This is a genomic window from Actinoplanes sp. ATCC 53533, assembly GCF_003947245.1.
The window spans coordinates 1-17,890 of the sequence record NZ_QHHV01000207.1 but is presented as its reverse complement, the minus strand read 5'-3'; the positions used below and the strand labels follow the sequence as shown (position 1 = coordinate 17,890).

Below are 17,890 nucleotides of genomic sequence, written 5' to 3'. Positions count from 1 at the left end.
GTCACGTCCCGGTGCTCGTCGGCGTGCAGCCCGCCGAGTAGCGGCAGTACGGTGCGCAGGTGGGATCCGGGTACCAGGACTCTTCTGCTGGCGGGTGGGACGGTGCAGGGGCGATCGGCGCGGCGGCAGTCGTCGGGCCGCCAGGTGCGAGATGTCACGGGTGCTTGACCCAGACGCCCGGCTGTGGGCCGTCGAACGGGTAGTGAGGCACGTGGTCGTGGTCATGGACGGCGGCGCCCGACATCCGCGGCCGCCACACCGGCTCGGCGCCCGCACGGGCGTCGCGCACGGCGTGGCAGCCGTCCAGCGCGCAGCGGTGCGGCTCGCCGCAGAAGGTGATCGCAAAGCCGGGTCCGCCGTCGGTGCTGACGACCAGCGACAGCGGTCCGTCGGGCTGGACGAGGCAGCGGCCTCGGCTCGGCGCGCCGAGAATGGCTTCGAGGGCTTCTCGCCAGCTGTCGGCTGCCTCCTGGTATCGGCTGCTGCCGGTGCCGTACGCGGCGCCGAGTTCAGCGACGTGGTTGCCGCAGGCGGTGATCGTGTCGGCCGCTTCGCGGGCCAGGTCGAGATGGCCGAGCCGTGAGCGTCCGTCGGCGGGATCCAGGCGCAGCACGGGGGTGTCCGGGTCGTCGTAGAAGGAGGGCAGTAGCCCGGCGACCAGCATTCCGGCCTCGACGCCGGCGCCCCACGCGGCGGCGCGGTCGGTGACGGCGCCGGCGATCGCCGTCCACTGGGTGAGCGGGATGGCGTGCCGGGCACGGTCGGCACGACAGTCGAGCTCGCCGTCGACGGCGTCGGCGCCGAGCAGGGCCGTGAAGACCGCGGCGGCAGCGCGGTCGACCATGTCGCAGGGGTCGGCCGCGTCGTCGTCGATCGCCGTGCGGATGGCGGTCAGCTCGAGAAAGGTGAGCGGCCGTCGCACCGTCAGATCGCGCGACCAGGTCCGGTAGAGCGTCATCATGGTCTCCTCCTGGCTGGGCGCGGCCCCAGGCCCGGGTGCCAGGTGTGCCCGGGGCCGCGCGAGGGGGACGGAAGAAGGTCGGTGTGCCGGCGCTCAGCGGGTGTGCCGGCGGAACACGGCGATCTGGCCGTGCGGAAAACGGACCTCGCGGACCTCGTCGCAGAACAGGTCAGCGGTGAACCGGTCCAGGTCGAACAGCCGCTGCGGGATCGCGGCGGCGTCCAGCGCATCGCCCCAGCCACGCTGCTGGAACTGGACGCGGGCGTAGGCGCGTTGATGCGGGAAGATCCCGAGGTAGGCGCGGGTGAACTCGGCGCGCACGGTGTCGGGGTTCGGCTGCGATGGCGGGGCGCCCTCTGCCTTCAGCCAGTCCCCGATGACCCATGCCGGCAGGTCGTGCTCGGTGGCCAGCGCTTCGATGGTGCACAGCACCGGAACCGGCAGCCGATGGCTGCCGAGAACGTAGGAGCCATAGCCGCAGGCGTCGAGCACCAGCGCCTCATCGCCGCCGCCGGTGATCGCCGCCAGGTGGGTGCGTGCCTGGTCGAGGTCGGCGGGAAGGGTCGTCCACCAGGTCAGCGTCGGCTCGCCCGGGTCAGCGACCAGCACGCTCGTGTCGTCGTGCCGGATGTCGCGTTTCGTGCCGGGGTCACGCTGCTCGCGGTGGTCACGCCGCCGCGCGAGATCCGCCAGCGCCCGGCGCGGGAGCTGTGACAGGGCGTCGATCGCCTGCGCCTGGTGGGCGATCTGGTAGTCGGACAGGTCGGCGGCCGGGGCGATGACCTGCGCGTGGTAGGTCAGCCACGCGACGGGGGTGTCGTCGCTGCAGATGACGTAGGCGATGCTGTCGCCGTCGATGGCCGTGTCGGCGCCGCGGTAGAGATTCTCATGCAAATGTTGGGCCGCGGGGCCGGTGAGCGCGCCGGTGGGGATCGGCGGGATGTGGTTGTCCAGCAGGGTGTAGCCGGTCAGGCGGCCGGCGTCGGCCGCGGCGAGCGTGCTGATGCGATCCCACGCCTGAGCCATGGTGCAGCGCACCGTCGTCACCATCTCCTTCGTGAGCAGAACCGCCCAGGCGTGTGGCCCTCACCGGGGGAAGACGGTGAGGGCCACACGCTGCGGGGCGGATTGATCAGGCCGCGGCCTCGAACGCGGTCAGGTCGTCGGTGTCGTCGTGACCACTCGTGCCGAAGGACACCTCGACGAGGTCGGCGTCCCCGAGCGTCGTGTCCTCGGTCTCGGCGAGAGGGCCGTCCACGAGTTCGGCATCCACCGGCTCGGGCTCGCCGGCCCCGGTCGCCGGCGGGAACTCGTGCAGCGCACCGCTCTCGCCGTCCTCGACGAGTTCCGCGTCGACGATGTCCTCGTCGTTGCTTTCGGCCTGGGCCAGGCGGGCGTCGATCGTGGCCCTCAGGTCGGTGCAGAGCTCCTGCTCATCCTCGGTGAGCGGGTAGCCCTGCGCGGCGAGCCGCTCGTACCAGGCGAGGGCGGCGTTCTCGTCCAGCCCGTAGGTGTACGGGTTGGCCAGCCGGTCCACCAGCGTGTCGAGGTTGGCCTCCTGGCGGCAGACGAACCTGACGGCCAGGGTTCGCCGCTGCCGGTCCTCGCCGGCGGTCGCGATCGTGTCCGGGTCGCTGCCACCGAGGGAAGTGAACAGGTCGTGCAGGTCCGGCGAGCGGGTCAGCGCGCTGCCGAGGTTCACCGCGCGCAGCGCGTCGAGGAACAGCGTCCGAGCGGCCTTGGCGCTCCCGTAGGCCGACACCACGAACTCACGGCGCACCCCGGCGGCCAGGCGCAGTCGCTCGATCCGCTCGGTCTTGAGCCGCTCCTGCTCCTGCTGGGCGGCGACGTCCTCCTCCGACATGCCGTGGTACTGCGCCGGCACGCTGGTACGGCGGGTGTAGCCGTGCGCGGCCGGGTCGTCGCAGTACACGACGGTGCGGGCCTCGGCGCCGTTCTTCTCGACGAAGCCGTGGAAGCCCTTGAGCGTCTTGACCTCGTCGATGTCGAGGTCCTTGCCGTCGGCGTCGACGAGCTTGTCGACCTCGATGGGACCGTCGCTGTAGCCGAGGCTGCGCGGTCGCGGCGTGACGTCGACGCCGGCGAGCAGCAGCCGCGCCTTCGCGAGATCCCGCTCGCGCTGGTAGGTGAGCCGGTTGCGCTGCCGCGCCAGTTCCTGGCGGAAGTTCCACTCGTCGCCGATCTTGTCGTAGAGCTTGCGCTGGGCCTCGGGGTCGTCGGCGAACTCGTCGATCGCCTGCACCATCTCGAAGGTCAGCGTTCCGGCGTTCAGCGCCCGGTGTGCGGGCGCCGAGAGCTGCCGGGCCCGCACCGCCGTACGGACCTCGTTGACGTGGACACGGCGGGCCTCGGCGATCTGCTCCTCGGACCAGCCGAAATCCAGAATGGTCTGATACGCCTGCGCGATCTCGACGCTGTCGTAGTCCTTGCGGTTCTCGTTGACCGCCAGCATGTCCAGGATCAGCTCGATGTCGGCCTCGTCATCGAGGATCCAGCACGGCACCGCGTAGTAGCCGGCCTCGATCGCGGCCCGCTTGCGGCGCAGCCCGTCCACGATCTCGAAGTCCTCGTGGACCGAGCCCGACTCGCGGACCGAGAGCACGATCATGGGCAGCTTGACACCACGGCGCTCCCGGATGCCTTCGACGAGTTCGCTCAGATCGCCCACGTCCCCGCGGCTGAACCGCGTGGACTCCCGCAGGTATCGAGCGTCGAGCAGCCCGGCGCGGAACGGCAGCCGCGGTGCCTCGTCGCCGGTGTTGAGCACCGGCCCGTCGACGATTTCGCCCTCGACGACCTCGGCCTCGACGATCTCGCCGATCACCACCGGGGGTGCCGGCAGCAGATCGGTGCCCGATCCCGCCATCGAATCGGCCTCGGAGTCCGGCTCCCGCCCGGACTCCGGGGTGGTGCTGGTGTGAGTAGCAACGGTAGTCACGATGCAATGCCTCCAGCAGAGAAGGTGGTTGCGGAACCGCCCCGGGCGCTCGCCCGAGCGGTGCTGGCCCGATCCGTCCCGGGCCGGCCGATCGGCGCAGGGCCGCAAGACCCGCCCAGCAGCGGCTTCCATCCCTGGCAGCGGAGTCTCGGGCGGATCTTGCGGAACCAGCCGCGGGCGGCCAGGATCAGCGGCCAGCACCCCGTGCGAGCACCGGGCAGGGCCCAGCAGCCATCCACCTGCTGGCCGGCGCCGGATTTACCCCACACCAAGTATGTAATAACGTATCTACATACTTGAGGGCTTTGTGCCACTGCGGCTTCCTGCTCCAGGGTGGTTTCCCGTCTCCCACCTGGTGGTCCAGCGGCCATTCTCGGGGCGGGACAATGCGTGATGCGGTTCTGCCGACGGCGTTCGCGATTGCCGGCAAGACGAGGCTGGCTGGCTTGTAGCGGGTCGGGGAACCACCCTTGTCGACCGTGATCGGGTCGTGGACCGTGTACTGGGGCCGCTCGGTGATCGGCTCCGCCTCGAAACGGCGGAAGAGGGTGACCATCGAACGGCGCTCGAAACAGGCCTTCGCCTCGGCAGGGCGGCCTGAGTAGCGTCGGCGGTTCCGGCTGCGGCGTCGTGGTGTGCCGGGACCGCCGGTTGTGGACTTAGATCGATATGGGCCAGTTCAGGCGGTGGGCGGGCAGGTGCGCGTCGAGCAGGTTCTTGATGAGCGGGGTGAGCCCGGTTCCCGGCCCACGCTGGGCCCGGTCCAGGGCGTAGCGGGCCAAAGCGTGTTCGCCGCGCCGCCACGCGCACCAGGCCGCCAGGCTCGCCGGGCCGGCGACGTAACGGTCCGGGAGCCTGCGGGTCAGGTCGAGCCACAGATCGCGTTGCCACATGCACCGGCAGGTGATCGCCCATACCGCGGACAGCAGGCTGTGATCGGTCAGGGCCATCGCGAACTGCGCGGCCTGCTCGTCGGTCAGCCGGCGTCCATTCCTGGCCTGGGCGAGGGAGAACTCGATGTGGCCCTGTTCGGGCGTGAAATGCGGGGGGAGCGCGGTGACCGCGTCCTGGATCCGGATCTGGGCGGCGCGATCCGGCGCGACCAGCGTGTGCAGGGCGGCCTTGGACGGCAGCGCCACGAGCCCTCCCATGGCCAGGTGCGCGGCGGACTGGGTGCTGTTCGCTTCGACGGCGATGCCCGCGCCGCGTGCCGGGCAGTCGCAGTCGGGCTGAAGGCAGACGCAGTGGCCGTCGGTGACCAGCATGAGCCCGTGGACGCGCAGCATCAGCTCGAGAACGTGGGCGATGTCGACCAGCGTGTTGGCCGCCGCGGGCGGCCCGTATCCGATCAGGACGACGCTGGCGGCGTCAGTGGGCAGGTGAAGGCCGAGCTGCCCGGCCAGTGCGGCCGCGCTGTCCAGCAGATTCAACACAGCCACGTGCTTGACCAAGAGCTCGTCATCGAGATAGATCGCGACCAGCTCCGTATCAGGGTGGTAGCCCACCCAAAACGGAACCGCGCCGATCGTTTCCTGCGGGCTGTCGAAGACCGACGCCGGAACGAGATAGGGCACTATTTGTTCCTTCCATGATAAATCGTCTGTATGGCGAATAGTGGTTCCGCATGGTCGCGAACACTGGCTCGGCGCAGGGATCGGCGCGGAAGGCAAGACTGTGTGGAGCACGGCGGGGCGGCCGTGCAGCCAGGCAAGCCGCCGCCTCCGCGCGTCCGGGAGACATCCAGGCCGGTCAGCGGGCCGCGCGACTGGGCGCGGTCCCGTGGCCTGCCGACGTAAAAGTCCAGGTGACGGCGACCCGCATCGATCACGACGCGGGTGGCCTGCCGTGATGCCGGCGGTCAGTTGGGCGTGCAGGCTCAGGCTGCCGGGCCTCGGTTCGAGCAGCGTGAACACTTCGCTGACGTCATCGCTGCGGAGTTGGGCGTCGACCGTGTGGTTGGCGGCCGAGATGCGATAGCCGTCTGCCCTCGAAGGCCAGCACTCTGTGTAGTTGGTGCGGGATTCGGTTATGAAGGAGTGGGTTCTTCTCGGGTCGTCCGGAGGCAGCCAGTTCCAGCCGGCTGTCTGCGCCGCGGAGGTCACGTGGTGGGCTGCCGGTGCACGGTGAAGGCTGGGTCGGTGGTTTCGGTGGCTCCGCAGCGGCGGCAGCTGATGGTGGTGTCCTGGCCGGCGGCGGTCGCCGATACGGTGGTCGTGAAGTCGACGTCGTCGACGGCGCCGCAGTTCGTGCAGCGCACTGTCGTGCCGTCGAGGGCGAACAGGTCGTCGTCGCCGGCGGTCAGTCGGTGGCGGCTGTAGAGCTCCCACCGGCAGAACATCCCCTGCCGGTCGATCGGCCGCGCGGCGTAAGCCTCGACCGCGTCGGCGTCGACGTGGATCAGGTACAGCCACACCATGTCCCACTGGGCGGCTTCGTTGACATGGCTGTGTTCGAGTGGCTCGTCGGAGATGTCTGCCAGGTGATAGATGGCTGCCGCCATGGCCTGGGTGTCTCCGGCGTTTTCATCCCGGCGTTGCCGGCGTAGCTCGGGGACGAACCGGACGGGATGATCGCCCCACTGCCGGTAGTAGGCGGTGTAGGCGCCGCCGGGCTCGGCGACGCCGATGAGGATTCGTTCGCCCATGGCAACGGGCTCCTTCGGGGGTAGGGCGCGGGCCGCAGGTCGACCACGACGCCGGCAGAGATCGGGCTATCAGGACAGAGCCGGCCGATGCTGGCCGGGCTGGCGCCGTGCACGTGATGACGGCCGGGGGTGGGTGCGCGTAGGCCTGAGCGCGGAGGGCCGAAGCAACCGGTGGGTGTGGCCGGAGGCTCAGTGCGGCGTCTTCTCGCGGGTTGGCCGTGACGGCAGAGCGCTCAAGATCCGCACGGTGGTCGACGCTTTGATGGGCCTGTCGTCGGGTCCCCGTACGTGCGCGCGGACCGCGCGCCAGTCGTAATCGGCCCGGCCGGGACCGATGGGCTGGTAGCGCCAGAACGCGCCGACCCACCACCGGAAATCTCGATCGGCGGATCTACCAGGACCGGACGTGGCGGCGGCCACCGGCCGTTTGCCCGCGCGGCCCCGCAGCCGCACGAGCCGCACCTCAGGCTCGGGGCGCTGCGCGCGCTCGTAGGCCTTGCGGATCGATCTGTCGATGCGGACCGGCACGGTCTCGGCCAGCCGCTGCCGGATCAGCCGCCACGTCGTCACCAGCGCAGCCACCGGATGCCCGCCGTCCACGATCTGGCCGGGCGCCAGCATCACGGCGAAGGCCGGAACGAGCCAGCCGACCTGCTCGCGCAGCCGCTGCAACGCCAACGGCGGCAGCCCGGCGCCGACGCTGCGATAGCCGACGACCTGCACGCCGTCGCCGTGCGTGGTCCAGGACACGGCGACGATCCGGTCGCCGACCGGCTGCGACCATGCCAGTAAACCCTGCGGAGCGGGCAGGTGGTCCGGGGTGACGTGCACGGGCGGCAGATCGGCGGCGAGCTGCTCGGTCAGGGCGGTGAACTCGTCGTCGATCCAGTACATGCGGGCGGTGCTCAGACCGGTGAGCAGCGGTCCGTTGGCGCCCGGCTCGCCGAGACCGAACGGAAGTTCGTGACCGTCACCGAGCAGATGCGTCAGCCGGTCCCTGACCTTCGGCAGCGTTGCTGCCGGCACGGCCACCGGCGCCCACCCGCCGGTACTGAGCGTCTTACCCGGCAGCCGGGTCGCCATCACCTTGGCGGTCAGGTCGCGCAGATGACCGGCGACCAGCGGCTCGGCGAACGGGCCGGCACACAGGATCCGGTCGAGCAGGCCTTGCAGATCAGGGGCGTCGAACAGCTCGGCGCATTCGAAGCAGGCCGCCCAATGCGTGCCGTAGTCGCGGGCGATGAACTCGGTCCCGGTGTCCACGAGCATCCGGACGGACGACGCTGTGGCGTAGGCGAACATGATCTTCTCGTCGTTGCAGAAGTCGCAGTGGAAGCGGGCCTCGATCGTGTCGGCCCGGACCGGATCCGGCCGGTGGCCGGCAGCGAGCCAGATCGGATGCCGGAACGACACCGCTCCGGACGGGAAATCGGTGTGCCGGTCGAGCACGTGGCGGCAGATACGGCACGCCACCGGCGCAGGTTCACAGAACGCCGCTCCGTGGCCGATCATGACGCGGCCCGCGCCAGCTGGGCGGCATCATGAAGCAGGTCACGGCAGCTGCGGTCGGCGGCCTCGACGATCACCGCCAGCACCATGGCGGCGAGGTCGTCCGCGCCGCGGAACAGCTGCGGCGACAGCTGCGCCGAGGCCACGGTGATGCGGTCGCCGAGGCTGGTCAGCACCCGGAACCCACCGCACAGCCGGTCGCAGCTGGTCGGTTCGATCGCGACCGCGCTGACCGGTGCCGCGCACACCAGGGCCCCGTGCTCGGCGCAGCCGGTGACCAGATCGGCCACGGCAGCACCGAAGGCGCACCTGGACGGATCCAGCGCGGCGACGAGCGGCGACAACACGGTGTTGTCGACGCTGGCCGCGTACGCGGCGTCCAGCAGCGCGGTGTCGATCCAGACGTAGCCGGTACCTCGCACGGCCCGCGGCGGCAGAACCCACGCGGCGGCACGGTGAAACAAAGCCAGAGACATGCGAACGCTCCAGAACGAGAAAAGGGGGCGCCCACCTCACGGTGGGCGCCCCTTGACAGGCGAGCGGGAGAGACGGCGCACGGCGCCGTTGGCGTTGATGCCACGAGGCGGTCAAGCGGCCAGGGTGTCCGCGATGTCGTCGCGGCCGCCGGCCGGGTCGGAGACGCTCCGTTCGCGCCGTGTCGGCCGCTCGGGGGGCTCGAGAACGACGTCGATCGCCTCGGTCGCGGCCGCGGGGAACGCGTCGAGCGCCCGGGCATCGCGGTCAGGCCCGGTGTGGGCCATGCGGGGCAGCGTGGACAGCTGGATACCGCGGCTGCCGATTGCGTCGAGGACCTGCTGGGCGTCGGTGACCGGATGGGCGACACCTTCGCGCAGGAGTTTCCGGCAGCCCTGTGAGGTGGCCGCGGCGGCCGGGCCGGGCACTGCACAGACCAGGCGGCCCGAACGTGCCGCACCGCGGGCGGCACGCAGATGTCTGCTGCGCGCGCCAGCCTCGACCAGCACACTCGCCGCCCCCAGCCGGTGCAGCAACTCGTTGCGGGCACGGACCCGCGCCCGCCAGGGGCGGGCCCCCGGCGGGGCCATGCTGATCACCGCCCCGCGCGCGAGGACCGGCGGCAGGATCGCCGCGATCGCGGGACTGGACGCTGGGTCGAGGCCGCCGCCAGTGACCAGCAGCGGCACCGCGTCCGGCAGGTCCAGGACGGTGGCGGTGACGTGCTGGTCGATCCCGCCGTCAGTGCTCGTGGCGATCGTCCACCCGGTATGAGCCAGATCGGTCACGAGGCCAGCGGCCAGGGTCCTGCCGTCGTCGCTCGGGCCATCCGTTCCGGTCACGGCCACGGCGGTGCCGAGCAGGCCTGCGACATCCACATTGCCACGTACCCACAGGCACGGCAGATCGTCGCAGCCCGTGCCTGCAGGCCAGCCCGGGTCGCCGGGAACCAGCATGCTGATCCGTGACGCGTACGCGGTCTCCTGCACGGTGCGGCCGCGCCGGCAGAGCCGTTCGATGTTCCACTCGCCGTGTTCGTCGGGAGCGGCGATGACTGACCGGTAGGCCCACCCGCCGACGCTTAGGCCCAGCGAACCGGCAACATCGAACAGGCGGCTGGGCAAGCTGCGGCCGGCGAACAGCGATAGGCCGGCCCGCGCATCGCGGGCCTGGTGATCGAGGTACACAACAACCTCCGAGGCGAGGCAGAACCCGGCGCACGGTGTGACCCGCGGCCGGGAAGGACGGCACGACAGCGCCCGCCCGACGCCCGGCCGGTGTCCAAGCCCCGGCCCCTGCCGCCTCAGACCGGCAGCGGCGTGCCGACTCCGGTCAATCCGTTCAGCTCGGTGACGGCCCGGGGCTGGACGACGGCGTGGCGCGGGCGGGACAGTGCCACGGCCTTCTCCGGCGCGTTCATCACCGCAGGCGACCGTGCCGTTGCTTGCGGGCACCCGGTGGCTGGCCGTTGCACGTGCGTAGCGGCACTGGGCGGTGCGTCATCGTTCTCATCCAGCAGCTGCAGCTGCGGTTGGTGCCGGCGGTCGCCCCTATTCGGCATCCGCCGCAGGTAGGTGACCGGGATGTCGTGTTGCGCGTCGATCCCGGCCAGGGCAACGTCGTTGAACCCGTGGCTACCGACGAGCATGTTCACCCCGTGCGGAGTGGGAGTCGGCACGGTCCGCGGCATGAACAGATTGCCGTCGACACAATTGCGGCAAGGAAGGTCTGGCTTTGGCGTCGAACCCCGTAGCCAAGCGACCGACCGACCCGGTAGGCGAGCTGTCTGAGCACTGTTGCCGTCCGAACCAGAGGCGGTTCCGGCCCGCGACACGGCAGTCGGCTGGCCACGATCACGGTGCCGTCGCGCCGCGAGCGCGAAGTCGGCTGACGGAACCGGTTCTCCGGGCGCGAATCCGGTGTCCGTCAGGAACTGGCCCAGCCGAAGAACAGCCAGCCGTCCACCCCGGCGACTAGGCCTGCAGCGGCGCGACACACCGCGATGGCACCCGCGGGGCCCCACTTGTCGTCAATACGTGGATCTGCGCGGCGGATCAGGTCGGCGGCAAGAGCCTTCGCCTGGTCGGGACTTACGGGCGTGGAGGTGATGACGAGGTAGCTGTCCTTTTCTGCGAGGCTGCCGGTGTATCCGCCGTGCCCGTGCTGGTGAAGGGCGGACTGCCTGGCGGCGGCGAAAGCGGCGTCCGGGTCGGGGACGTCGGCGTACTGCTCAAACGGTGTGGCGCCCACGACACGCTCCTCCTGCACGATGCGCCTGCGCACATCGCCGGCCGGCGATGTGCGGAGCGACTTCGGTGATCACCTGAAGTTCCTTTCGGGAGAGGGCCGGTGGCCGGCCCGGGATCGCACGGCAGGGGGACTACCTAGCGCGCGACCGGGTCCGACGGGGGGAGTGAGTCCTCGCCGCGATGGGCAGCGAGGCCTTTCGGCGAAAGGCGGGCTCAGCCGTTCACGGGTGGGGCGTTGACGGCGGCCCGGATACCGGCGATGAACATGGGCGACTGGCCGGGCGTTCGCAGCACGACCTGGCTGGTGGTGCCGTTCTGATCGGCTTGGTCAGCGACGGGGGGTCGTGCTCGATCACGGTGACCACGCCGAAGGTGAAGCCATGCGCGGCGCACCACAGCTCCATCCGGGGGAAGGGGTTGAGGACTGTGGGCCGGTGCCGGTCTGCGCGCCGATGAGCACGGTGACGTCACGGACGGCCGGCTGGGTGCGCTCAGCCGGCGGGTCACCTCGTCCTCGACGGCGGCTATGGCCTCGGTGGTGGCGCGGGTGCCGTCGTTCGGGACGTGGGTCTCGATGAGGTAGTCGTTGGAAGAGCGTGAGTGCAGATCTCCGAAGGTCAGTACCCGGCTGGGTATCTGACCGGCGGCGATGTCGCCGTCGATCTCGGCCAAGATGTGGTCGGGGAAGGCGTTGACGTCGGTCATGCCGGTGCGCGGTCGAGGCCGAGCCGCTGGCGTTCCAGCGCGATCAGTGCCCGCGCGGGCGCCTGCCAGCTGTCGTCACCGGTCGGGGCGGGCGTCATGCCGGAGGCCAGGGCGCGAAGCGCGGGGATCTGCTCGGCGTAGGCGCCGCCGAGCGCCTCCAGCTCGGTGCACGCGCGCGCTACCGCGTCGCGCATCTTCTTCGCCCACAGACCGGGCTTACCCCAGTTCTGCCGGGGGCGGCCGTGCATGGCGCCCTCGCACAGGTGGTAGCCCAGCCACACGACCGGCGGGTAAACGCCGGCCGCTTCGGCGAGCAGGGCGACTTTGTCGTAGTCCCAGGGCCCACCGCCTTGGGTCTTGCGGTAGCCGGCGGTTTTCGGGTGGGTCAGCGTGCGCCAGTAGGCGGGGTTGACCGCGGTGGAGGCCACCAGGTCCGTCGCGCGGGCGAACCCGCCGGTGGTCAGCGCGTGCGGCAGCTGGTCGGTGAGCAGGTGCGCCAGTTCGCGGCGGACGGCCGGGACGGCAGGGTCGTCCGCCGCGGACAAGCGCCGTCGCGCGATGTTGACCGAGTCGGGCAAGTCGGCCACCTCGGGCAGGGCGGCGCCGTCGGTTAGGCAGCCGAGCAGCACCGCAAGGAAGTCACTGAGCACCCCTTCGAAGCCGCGACTGCGGTCGTGGTAGTCCGGGATCGGGGCCCAGCGGCCACCGCCGCGGTGCCCGACCCGGTGCGCCGCCTCGTGTATGAGCACGATCAGCGTCCGGTGCCGGTCAGCGAGAACGTCGCGGTGAATGGCCACGTCACCAGTGCCAGACTGGTAAAAGCCGTCAAAGCACGGCGCCTCCTCGCTCTCGCTGTACACGCGGACCCGATCGAGTGCGAACGGACCGATCGCGCGGCGCACAAGGCCGCACCCGTCGGTCAAGACGGTCCGCTCCGCCGCGGTCAGGGATTTGTCGGGCACCCACGTGGTCTTTCCGCGGGTCCGTTCGTAGTGGCGGGTCAGTTTCGTCTTGGCGACATCGACGCCGAGCAGGTCCATGACGGCGCGCCGCTGATAGTCGGTCAGGCCCTGCGCGGTTACCTCGGTGTATCCCCGGTCGATCAGGCCGAGGGCGGCTTGTTCGTTGCCGGAGGTGGTGTAGTAGGTCTGGGCTGGCAGGTGGGTGCGTCCCCAGGTGCGCCACGCGGCCCGGGCGCGGGGCAGCCTGACATGGGTGAAGAACTGCTCGGGCTCCTTGAGCTTGCCGCCGCCCAGCACGTGCGTGGCGAACCGGTCGATGACCCGATGGTCTTCGCTGGCGGCGAGGATGGCGTGGACCGCGTCGCTCAGCGCGGTGGCCTCGACGACCGTCCTGTCCCGGTTCTGCAGGGCCTTGTCAGCCAGTGGCAGGTCGTAGGAGGCCAGGCAGCCCTTCTGGGTGCTGACGAGGACCCCACCGATCCAGACCCGTCCGGGCTCCCCGTCCAGCACACACGTTCCGGGGACCGACGGCGCGACGTAGCCGGGCTCGGCCAAGGCCCGGAACCGGCCGATCGCCTCGACGGCGAGGGCCTGCGGGCACTCGATGGTGAAGACCGTGCCGCGAGTCCGGTCGGTGCGGTGCAGGTGGTAGACGAGGAGTTCGGCACCCTGCCCGGACCGCGACGGGATGAGACCGTCGAGCAGCTGGTGCCGTTCGACGCTCGGGGTGAACGCATAGCCGACGGTCTCGCAGCGCACCGCACCGATCTCGGGGCTACGGGCCAAGACCAGCGTGGCGAGCTTCTTGCCCTCGCCGAACTGGCCGATCTGCTGTGCGGTCTTGGTGGAGTAGCCGAGGACGAGGCCCTCCTGGGGAATGCCGGGACCGTCGTCGGTGATGCTCAGGACACCGTCGGCCCAGGTGACTCGCGCGGCCGGATCCTCGTCGAGAGCGTTCGCGATCAGCTCGCACAGCCCACGAACGGGGGTCCACGACTTCACGTAGTCGGGTGAAATGGGGTACGGAAGGGTCACTTCCGGTGCCGTGCCGGTGGTGTTCGCGCCGGCGGGGTGAAGTGGGGTCTGTGGGGCAGCACTGTGACTGGTGTCCACTGTGGCTCCTTGGCTTGGGGTCAGAGTTTCGGGGCGCGCTGGCGATGGCGCGGGCATGCCGAAAGCCCGACCGCGGGGGGCCGTCGGCGGGCAACGCCGGCGAGGTCGGGTGAAACAGGCGGGGCAAGGCGGCTGGCCACGGCTATGGCAGCCACGAGCCACCCGGCGGTCCCGGTTGGCCGGCGGGATCCGGCGGGCAACTGGCTGCGCCGGGCACGGACAACCCCTCCGACGGCCAAATGCGCGGCTGGTCGCCTAGTCGCAGAGGCGTGGCGCAGCGCGAGGTGGTAGTCGGATCGCGACCGTCGACTCGGTTCGCCGCGTGTAGGTGGCGCGGCGCCACGCCGGCCCGCCCGGTACTGCTGTTGCGCTGAGCTGCCGACGTGGGTCGTCCGCGCTCAGAGGCCGGCTACGTCCCGTCGACGGGCGCCTGCGGAGCCTGGCCGGCTGCGCCGCGCTGCCCGTGGCAGCGCCCCGACCAGGCGGTGCTGGCCGGCGAACGCCGTCGGGCGGGCGGTATCCGGGTGACGGCGCCCGGGGGACACAGGGACGCAGGTACGGACGCTCCGAGACCGAAAGCAGGGCGCCCACCAGGTGGCGGGCGCCCTGACGGCTGACGAGGGGTTGCGGTATGCGTCAGCGCCGGTCGGCGGCTGCCGCGGCCAGCCGCAGGGCCAGCGTCGCGGTGGACTCCATCCGGTAGGCCTGGTCCGCGTCGTCGATGCTGCGGGCCACGGAGGTCACGGCCTGCATGATGCCGCCCGCGCTGAGGTCGGCACCGGCGATGAAGTGGGCCAGGATCGCTTCCTGCTGGTCTTGGGTGTAGCGCAGCCGCTGCGCCACGATCTTGATCGTGGTGTCCGGTTTGGCGAGCGCGACTCCGGCGGCACGCTCAAGGTCACGCACGGCCCGGGTGACGAAACCAACGTCCAGGAACGCGCGGACCGCGTCGATGGTCTGTGAGGTGATCAGATCCAGCAGCCGGCGCATCGTCTCCGGCGACGGGTCGACGATGCCGTCTTCGTCGGTGATGCGAGCGCCGATGTGGGTACGGCCGAGGGTGCCGCGCTCCACGGTCTGGCCGTTCTTGCAGACCTCGATGCGCAGCCACGGGGCGATGGTGTAGCGGCCGTAGCCGGTCTCGGAATTGCGGAGCAGGAACCCGCCGGAGATGACCGGCAGGTCGCTGCCGCGCCGGCCGTCGAACGGCGAACGATAGTTCTTCAGCAGTTGCGGGGCGATGACTTTGACCTCGGGAGACACGAACCGTACGTACATGCGCCGCTCGGTCAGGTCACAGGAGGCGACCTCGACGGCGACGCCGGCCTGCTGGATCCCGTCCAAAGCGGCCATCAGCACATCGAGGTTGTCGATGCGCAGGTACCGGTCGGACAGGAACGCCCGGGCGGTGCCGTTACCGCCGGCGGCGCGGTGGCGCAGGCAGCGCACTAGGAACCGGCGGTCGTCACGGGAGAGCCAGCTGTTGACGTTGGTGTCCAGCAGGGGCATGTTCTCGTGTGCCATCCTGCGCAGATAGCCCGCCGGGATGTTCAGCTTCGCGCTGACTCCGGTCAACGCCGTGTCACCCAGCGTGAAGCTGCCGTCGGTCATGGTGACCCCGTTGGCAGTGAGCACAGGCGTTGTCCGCGGGATGATCAAGTTGCCGCTGTCGCAGTGCAGGGCGCCCGCACCGACGATGGCGTCCAGCGAGCGGGTCTTCTGGTCGTTCAGGAGCGCGGTGAGGTTGTCCAGCCCGATGTGGCGGTTGGGTGCAACGGACAGAGTCGGCTGAGCCATGAGTTGATGCCCTTCATAAGGACAGCCACCGCCTGAGGCGGTGGCCGGGCGGACACGCTCATGACCGGCCGATGGCCGGTGAGCGTGTGCTGGCCTGCCGGGCGCCAGGGCACGGCCCCGGTGCGCCGGGTAGCAAGGCCCCAGGGGGCGAGAAGATCTCTGGCCGAAGGCCAAGATCTTCTCGAACCTGCCTTGTGCCCGGCCCGGGGCGTGCCAGCGTGCCCGGCCAGCACCGCCGCCGCGGCCGCCACGGTGCGTGATGGTCGGCCGGGTCACTGGCCGGCGTACTCCGGGTCTTGCCCGATCCGCAGTCGGATCGCTTCGCCGATCTGGTCGCGGCCGGGTCGGTCGAGGCCGGCAAGGTCCGCGATGCTCCAGGCAAGCCGCAACACGGCGTGGTAGCCGCGCACGGACAGCAGCCCTCGGTCGAGCGCTACGCGAAGCTGGGCGGTGTCGGCGGGCGGCAACGTCCATGGTGGCCGGTTCAGGTGCGGACCGGGAACCTCGACGTTGCGCCGATAGCCGAGGGGTGACCAGCGCCGTGCGGCCGCTTGCCGGGCCTGCGCGACCCGTTCGGCGACGTCGACCCAGTCGGTGGCCGCCGGGTCCGCGATCTGGCCGGCAGCTCGCTGCGGGTCGAGGGTGACGCGGATGTCGATGCGGTCGAGCAGTTGTCCGGGCACCCGAGCCAGGTAGCGCCGCCGCGTCGGCGGGGTGCACCTACATCGCCGGTCTGCGGCGAAGCCGGTGCAGGGGCAGGGGTTCGCGGCGATCACGAGTTGCGCGCTGGCCGGGAACTCGGTGGTGCCGCGGGCGCGGGCGAGCACGACCCGCCCGGTTTCGAGGGGCTGCCGTAGTGCCTGCAGGGTGGTGCTGGCGATCTCGGTGGCCTCATCGAGGAACAGCACGCCGCGGTGGGCCAGCGGCAGCGCCCCGGGGCGGGCCAGGCCGCTGCCCCCGCCGAGCAGGGCGGGCAGGCTGATGCTGTGATGTGGGGCCTGCCACGGTGGACGGCGGATCAGTTGCCCGTCCGGGGGCAGGACGCCGGCAATCGACTGCAGGGCCGCGACCTCAAGCGCCTCGTCGTCGTCCAGCGGGGGCAGGATCTCTGGGAGGTGCTCGGCCAGGATCGTTCTGCCCGTGCCTGGTGCGCCGAACAAGGCGAGATGGTGGCCGCCGGCGGCGGCCACCTCGAGACCGAACCGGCCCCAGTGCTGATCGGCCACCTCGGCAAGATCGCGCCGGGGCTGTGGGTGAGCCGGATCGGCGGCTGGCGGTGGGACGAGAAGCGAGCCGCTGCCTCGGATGAAGTCGGCCAGCCGGCGTAGCGAGTCGATGGCGCGCACGGTGGCGCCGGGGACCAGCGCTGCCTCGCGCGCGTTCGCCTCCGGCACGATCACGGTACTCACTCCGGCATCCACCGCTGCGGCCACCATCGGCACGATGCCCCGGACCGGGCGAATCGATCCGTCCAGGCCGAGCTCGCCGAGCACAGCGGTCCCGTCGAGGGGCGCGGTCGGCAACCCGCCTGCTGCGGTCAGTAGTGCCGCGGCGATCGCCACGTCGAACACCGCGCCGTGTTTCGGCAGCGTGGCGGGCAACAGGTTGACCGTGATGCAGCGGTTGGGCCACCCGATGTCTGAGTTGATCAGAGCGGCTCGAACCCGGTCGCGGGTTTCGTGCACAGTGCTGTCGGGCAGGCCGGTCAGCACCAGGGCGGGCCGGCCTGCGGACAGGTCGGCCTCCACTTCGACAAGGTGGCCGGTAACCCCGGCCAGGCCGACGCACCGGACGCGGGCGTGACTCATGAAGACCTCCTAATTAGATCTACATTCCTACATTGAGGCTGAAATTGAAGGCGCGCGGGATTCACGGCCCCTTCTCAGAGGGTGGTTCGAGATCCTTCGGGTTGATCTATGCGTTGAGTCCGTTTGGAGATCGTTCTGCGGGTTCGCGATAGATAGTGATCACTCGATGGCGTGAAAGATGAATGCCGGTCGCGACCAGTGCGTCAGCTGCGGCGTTGGCTGGTCATGGATGATCGAAAGCCGTACCCGAGCGACGTGAGCGACGCCCAGTGGGCATTGATCGGGCCGTTCCTGGATGCCTGGAGGGCGAGGCGTGTCTCGGTCGCGGGTCGGCTGGGCGAGCAGGATCTGCGGGAGATCGTGAACGCGATCTTGTATCAGAACCGGACCGGGTGTCAGTGGGCGTATCTGCCGCACGACTTGCCGCAGAAGCCGGTGACGTACTACTACTTCGGCTTGTGGCGTGACGACGGCACCGACCAGACGATCCATGACCTGCTGCGCTGTCAGACGCGGGAGAGAGCCGGCCGGGCCGAGGATCCCAGCGCGGTCGCGGTGGATACCCAGTCGATCCGCGCCGCGAATCATGTGCCTGCGGCGACGACCGGCAAAGACGCTGGTAAGAAAGTCCCCGGCCGTAAACGCGGCCTGGCGGTGGACGCGCTGGGCCTGATCATCGCGGTGGTCGTGACCGCGGCGTCGGTCACCG

Annotated in this window: 15 protein-coding genes; 1 reads left to right on the top strand and 14 read right to left on the bottom strand. The window is 70.5% G+C overall.

Annotated features, from left to right (window positions below):
• Positions 1 to 154: 154 nt before the first annotated feature.
• The 14 genes from DMB66_RS47375 to DMB66_RS47315 form a co-directional block, all read right to left on the bottom strand.
• Positions 155 to 961, bottom strand: a complete 807-nt coding sequence (locus DMB66_RS47375; RefSeq protein WP_125810677.1) for a hypothetical protein — start codon at positions 959 to 961, stop codon at positions 155 to 157.
• A 93-nt stretch (positions 962 to 1,054) separates the two neighbouring features.
• On the bottom strand, positions 1,055 to 2,011 hold the full coding sequence (locus DMB66_RS47370; protein ID WP_125810676.1) for a hypothetical protein: 957 nt from the start codon (positions 2,009 to 2,011) through the stop codon (positions 1,055 to 1,057).
• 82 nt (positions 2,012 to 2,093) lie between these two features.
• Entirely contained in the window at positions 2,094 to 3,920 is a 1,827-nt protein-coding gene (locus DMB66_RS47365; protein ID WP_125810675.1) for a ParB N-terminal domain-containing protein, read from the bottom strand.
• 659 nt (positions 3,921 to 4,579) lie between these two features.
• A complete protein-coding gene (locus DMB66_RS61820; RefSeq protein ID WP_158647591.1) occupies positions 4,580 to 5,494 on the bottom strand; it encodes a DUF4192 domain-containing protein in 915 nt (304 codons plus the stop codon).
• 524 nt (positions 5,495 to 6,018) lie between these two features.
• Entirely contained in the window at positions 6,019 to 6,564 is a 546-nt protein-coding gene (locus DMB66_RS61815) for a hypothetical protein (RefSeq protein WP_158647590.1), read from the bottom strand.
• Positions 6,565 to 6,753: 189 nt separating this feature from the next.
• Positions 6,754 to 8,037 (bottom strand): hypothetical protein, encoded by a 1,284-nt coding sequence (locus tag DMB66_RS47355; protein WP_125810673.1) that lies wholly within the window; start codon positions 8,035 to 8,037, stop codon positions 6,754 to 6,756.
• 35 nt (positions 8,038 to 8,072) lie between these two features.
• Entirely contained in the window at positions 8,073 to 8,549 is a 477-nt protein-coding gene (locus DMB66_RS47350) for a hypothetical protein (protein ID WP_125810672.1), read from the bottom strand.
• Positions 8,550 to 8,660: 111 nt separating this feature from the next.
• Positions 8,661 to 9,734, bottom strand: a complete 1,074-nt coding sequence (locus DMB66_RS47345; RefSeq protein ID WP_125810671.1) for a DNA-processing protein DprA — start codon at positions 9,732 to 9,734, stop codon at positions 8,661 to 8,663.
• Between the two features lie 116 nt (positions 9,735 to 9,850).
• Positions 9,851 to 10,195 carry a hypothetical protein gene (locus DMB66_RS47340; protein ID WP_125810670.1) on the bottom strand — a complete coding sequence of 115 codons (345 nt, stop codon included), beginning with the start codon at positions 10,193 to 10,195 and terminating at the stop codon, positions 9,851 to 9,853.
• A 278-nt stretch (positions 10,196 to 10,473) separates the two neighbouring features.
• The gene (locus DMB66_RS47335) at positions 10,474 to 10,797 is read right to left on the bottom strand and encodes a hypothetical protein (protein WP_125810669.1); all 324 of its coding nucleotides are present in this window, start codon (positions 10,795 to 10,797) and stop codon (positions 10,474 to 10,476) included.
• 212 nt (positions 10,798 to 11,009) lie between these two features.
• Positions 11,010 to 11,501 carry a hypothetical protein gene (locus DMB66_RS47330; protein WP_125810668.1) on the bottom strand — a complete coding sequence of 164 codons (492 nt, stop codon included), beginning with the start codon at positions 11,499 to 11,501 and terminating at the stop codon, positions 11,010 to 11,012.
• Complete coding sequence (locus DMB66_RS47325; protein ID WP_125810667.1) at positions 11,498 to 13,576, bottom strand: hypothetical protein; 2,079 nt, start codon at positions 13,574 to 13,576, stop codon at positions 11,498 to 11,500. The genes DMB66_RS47330 and DMB66_RS47325 overlap by 4 nt, the downstream gene beginning before the upstream one ends.
• A gap of 636 nt (positions 13,577 to 14,212) precedes the next feature.
• Positions 14,213 to 15,373, bottom strand: coding sequence for a DUF932 domain-containing protein (locus tag DMB66_RS47320; RefSeq protein WP_125810666.1), 1,161 nt, complete (start codon positions 15,371 to 15,373; stop codon positions 14,213 to 14,215).
• A 272-nt stretch (positions 15,374 to 15,645) separates the two neighbouring features.
• A complete protein-coding gene (locus DMB66_RS47315; protein ID WP_125810665.1) occupies positions 15,646 to 17,181 on the bottom strand; it encodes a YifB family Mg chelatase-like AAA ATPase in 1,536 nt (511 codons plus the stop codon).
• A 225-nt stretch (positions 17,182 to 17,406) separates the two neighbouring features.
• Here DMB66_RS47315 and DMB66_RS47310 point away from each other — a divergent pair.
• On the top strand, positions 17,407 to 17,890 hold a 484-nt coding region (locus DMB66_RS47310; protein WP_148112836.1), incomplete at its 3' end, for a transposase.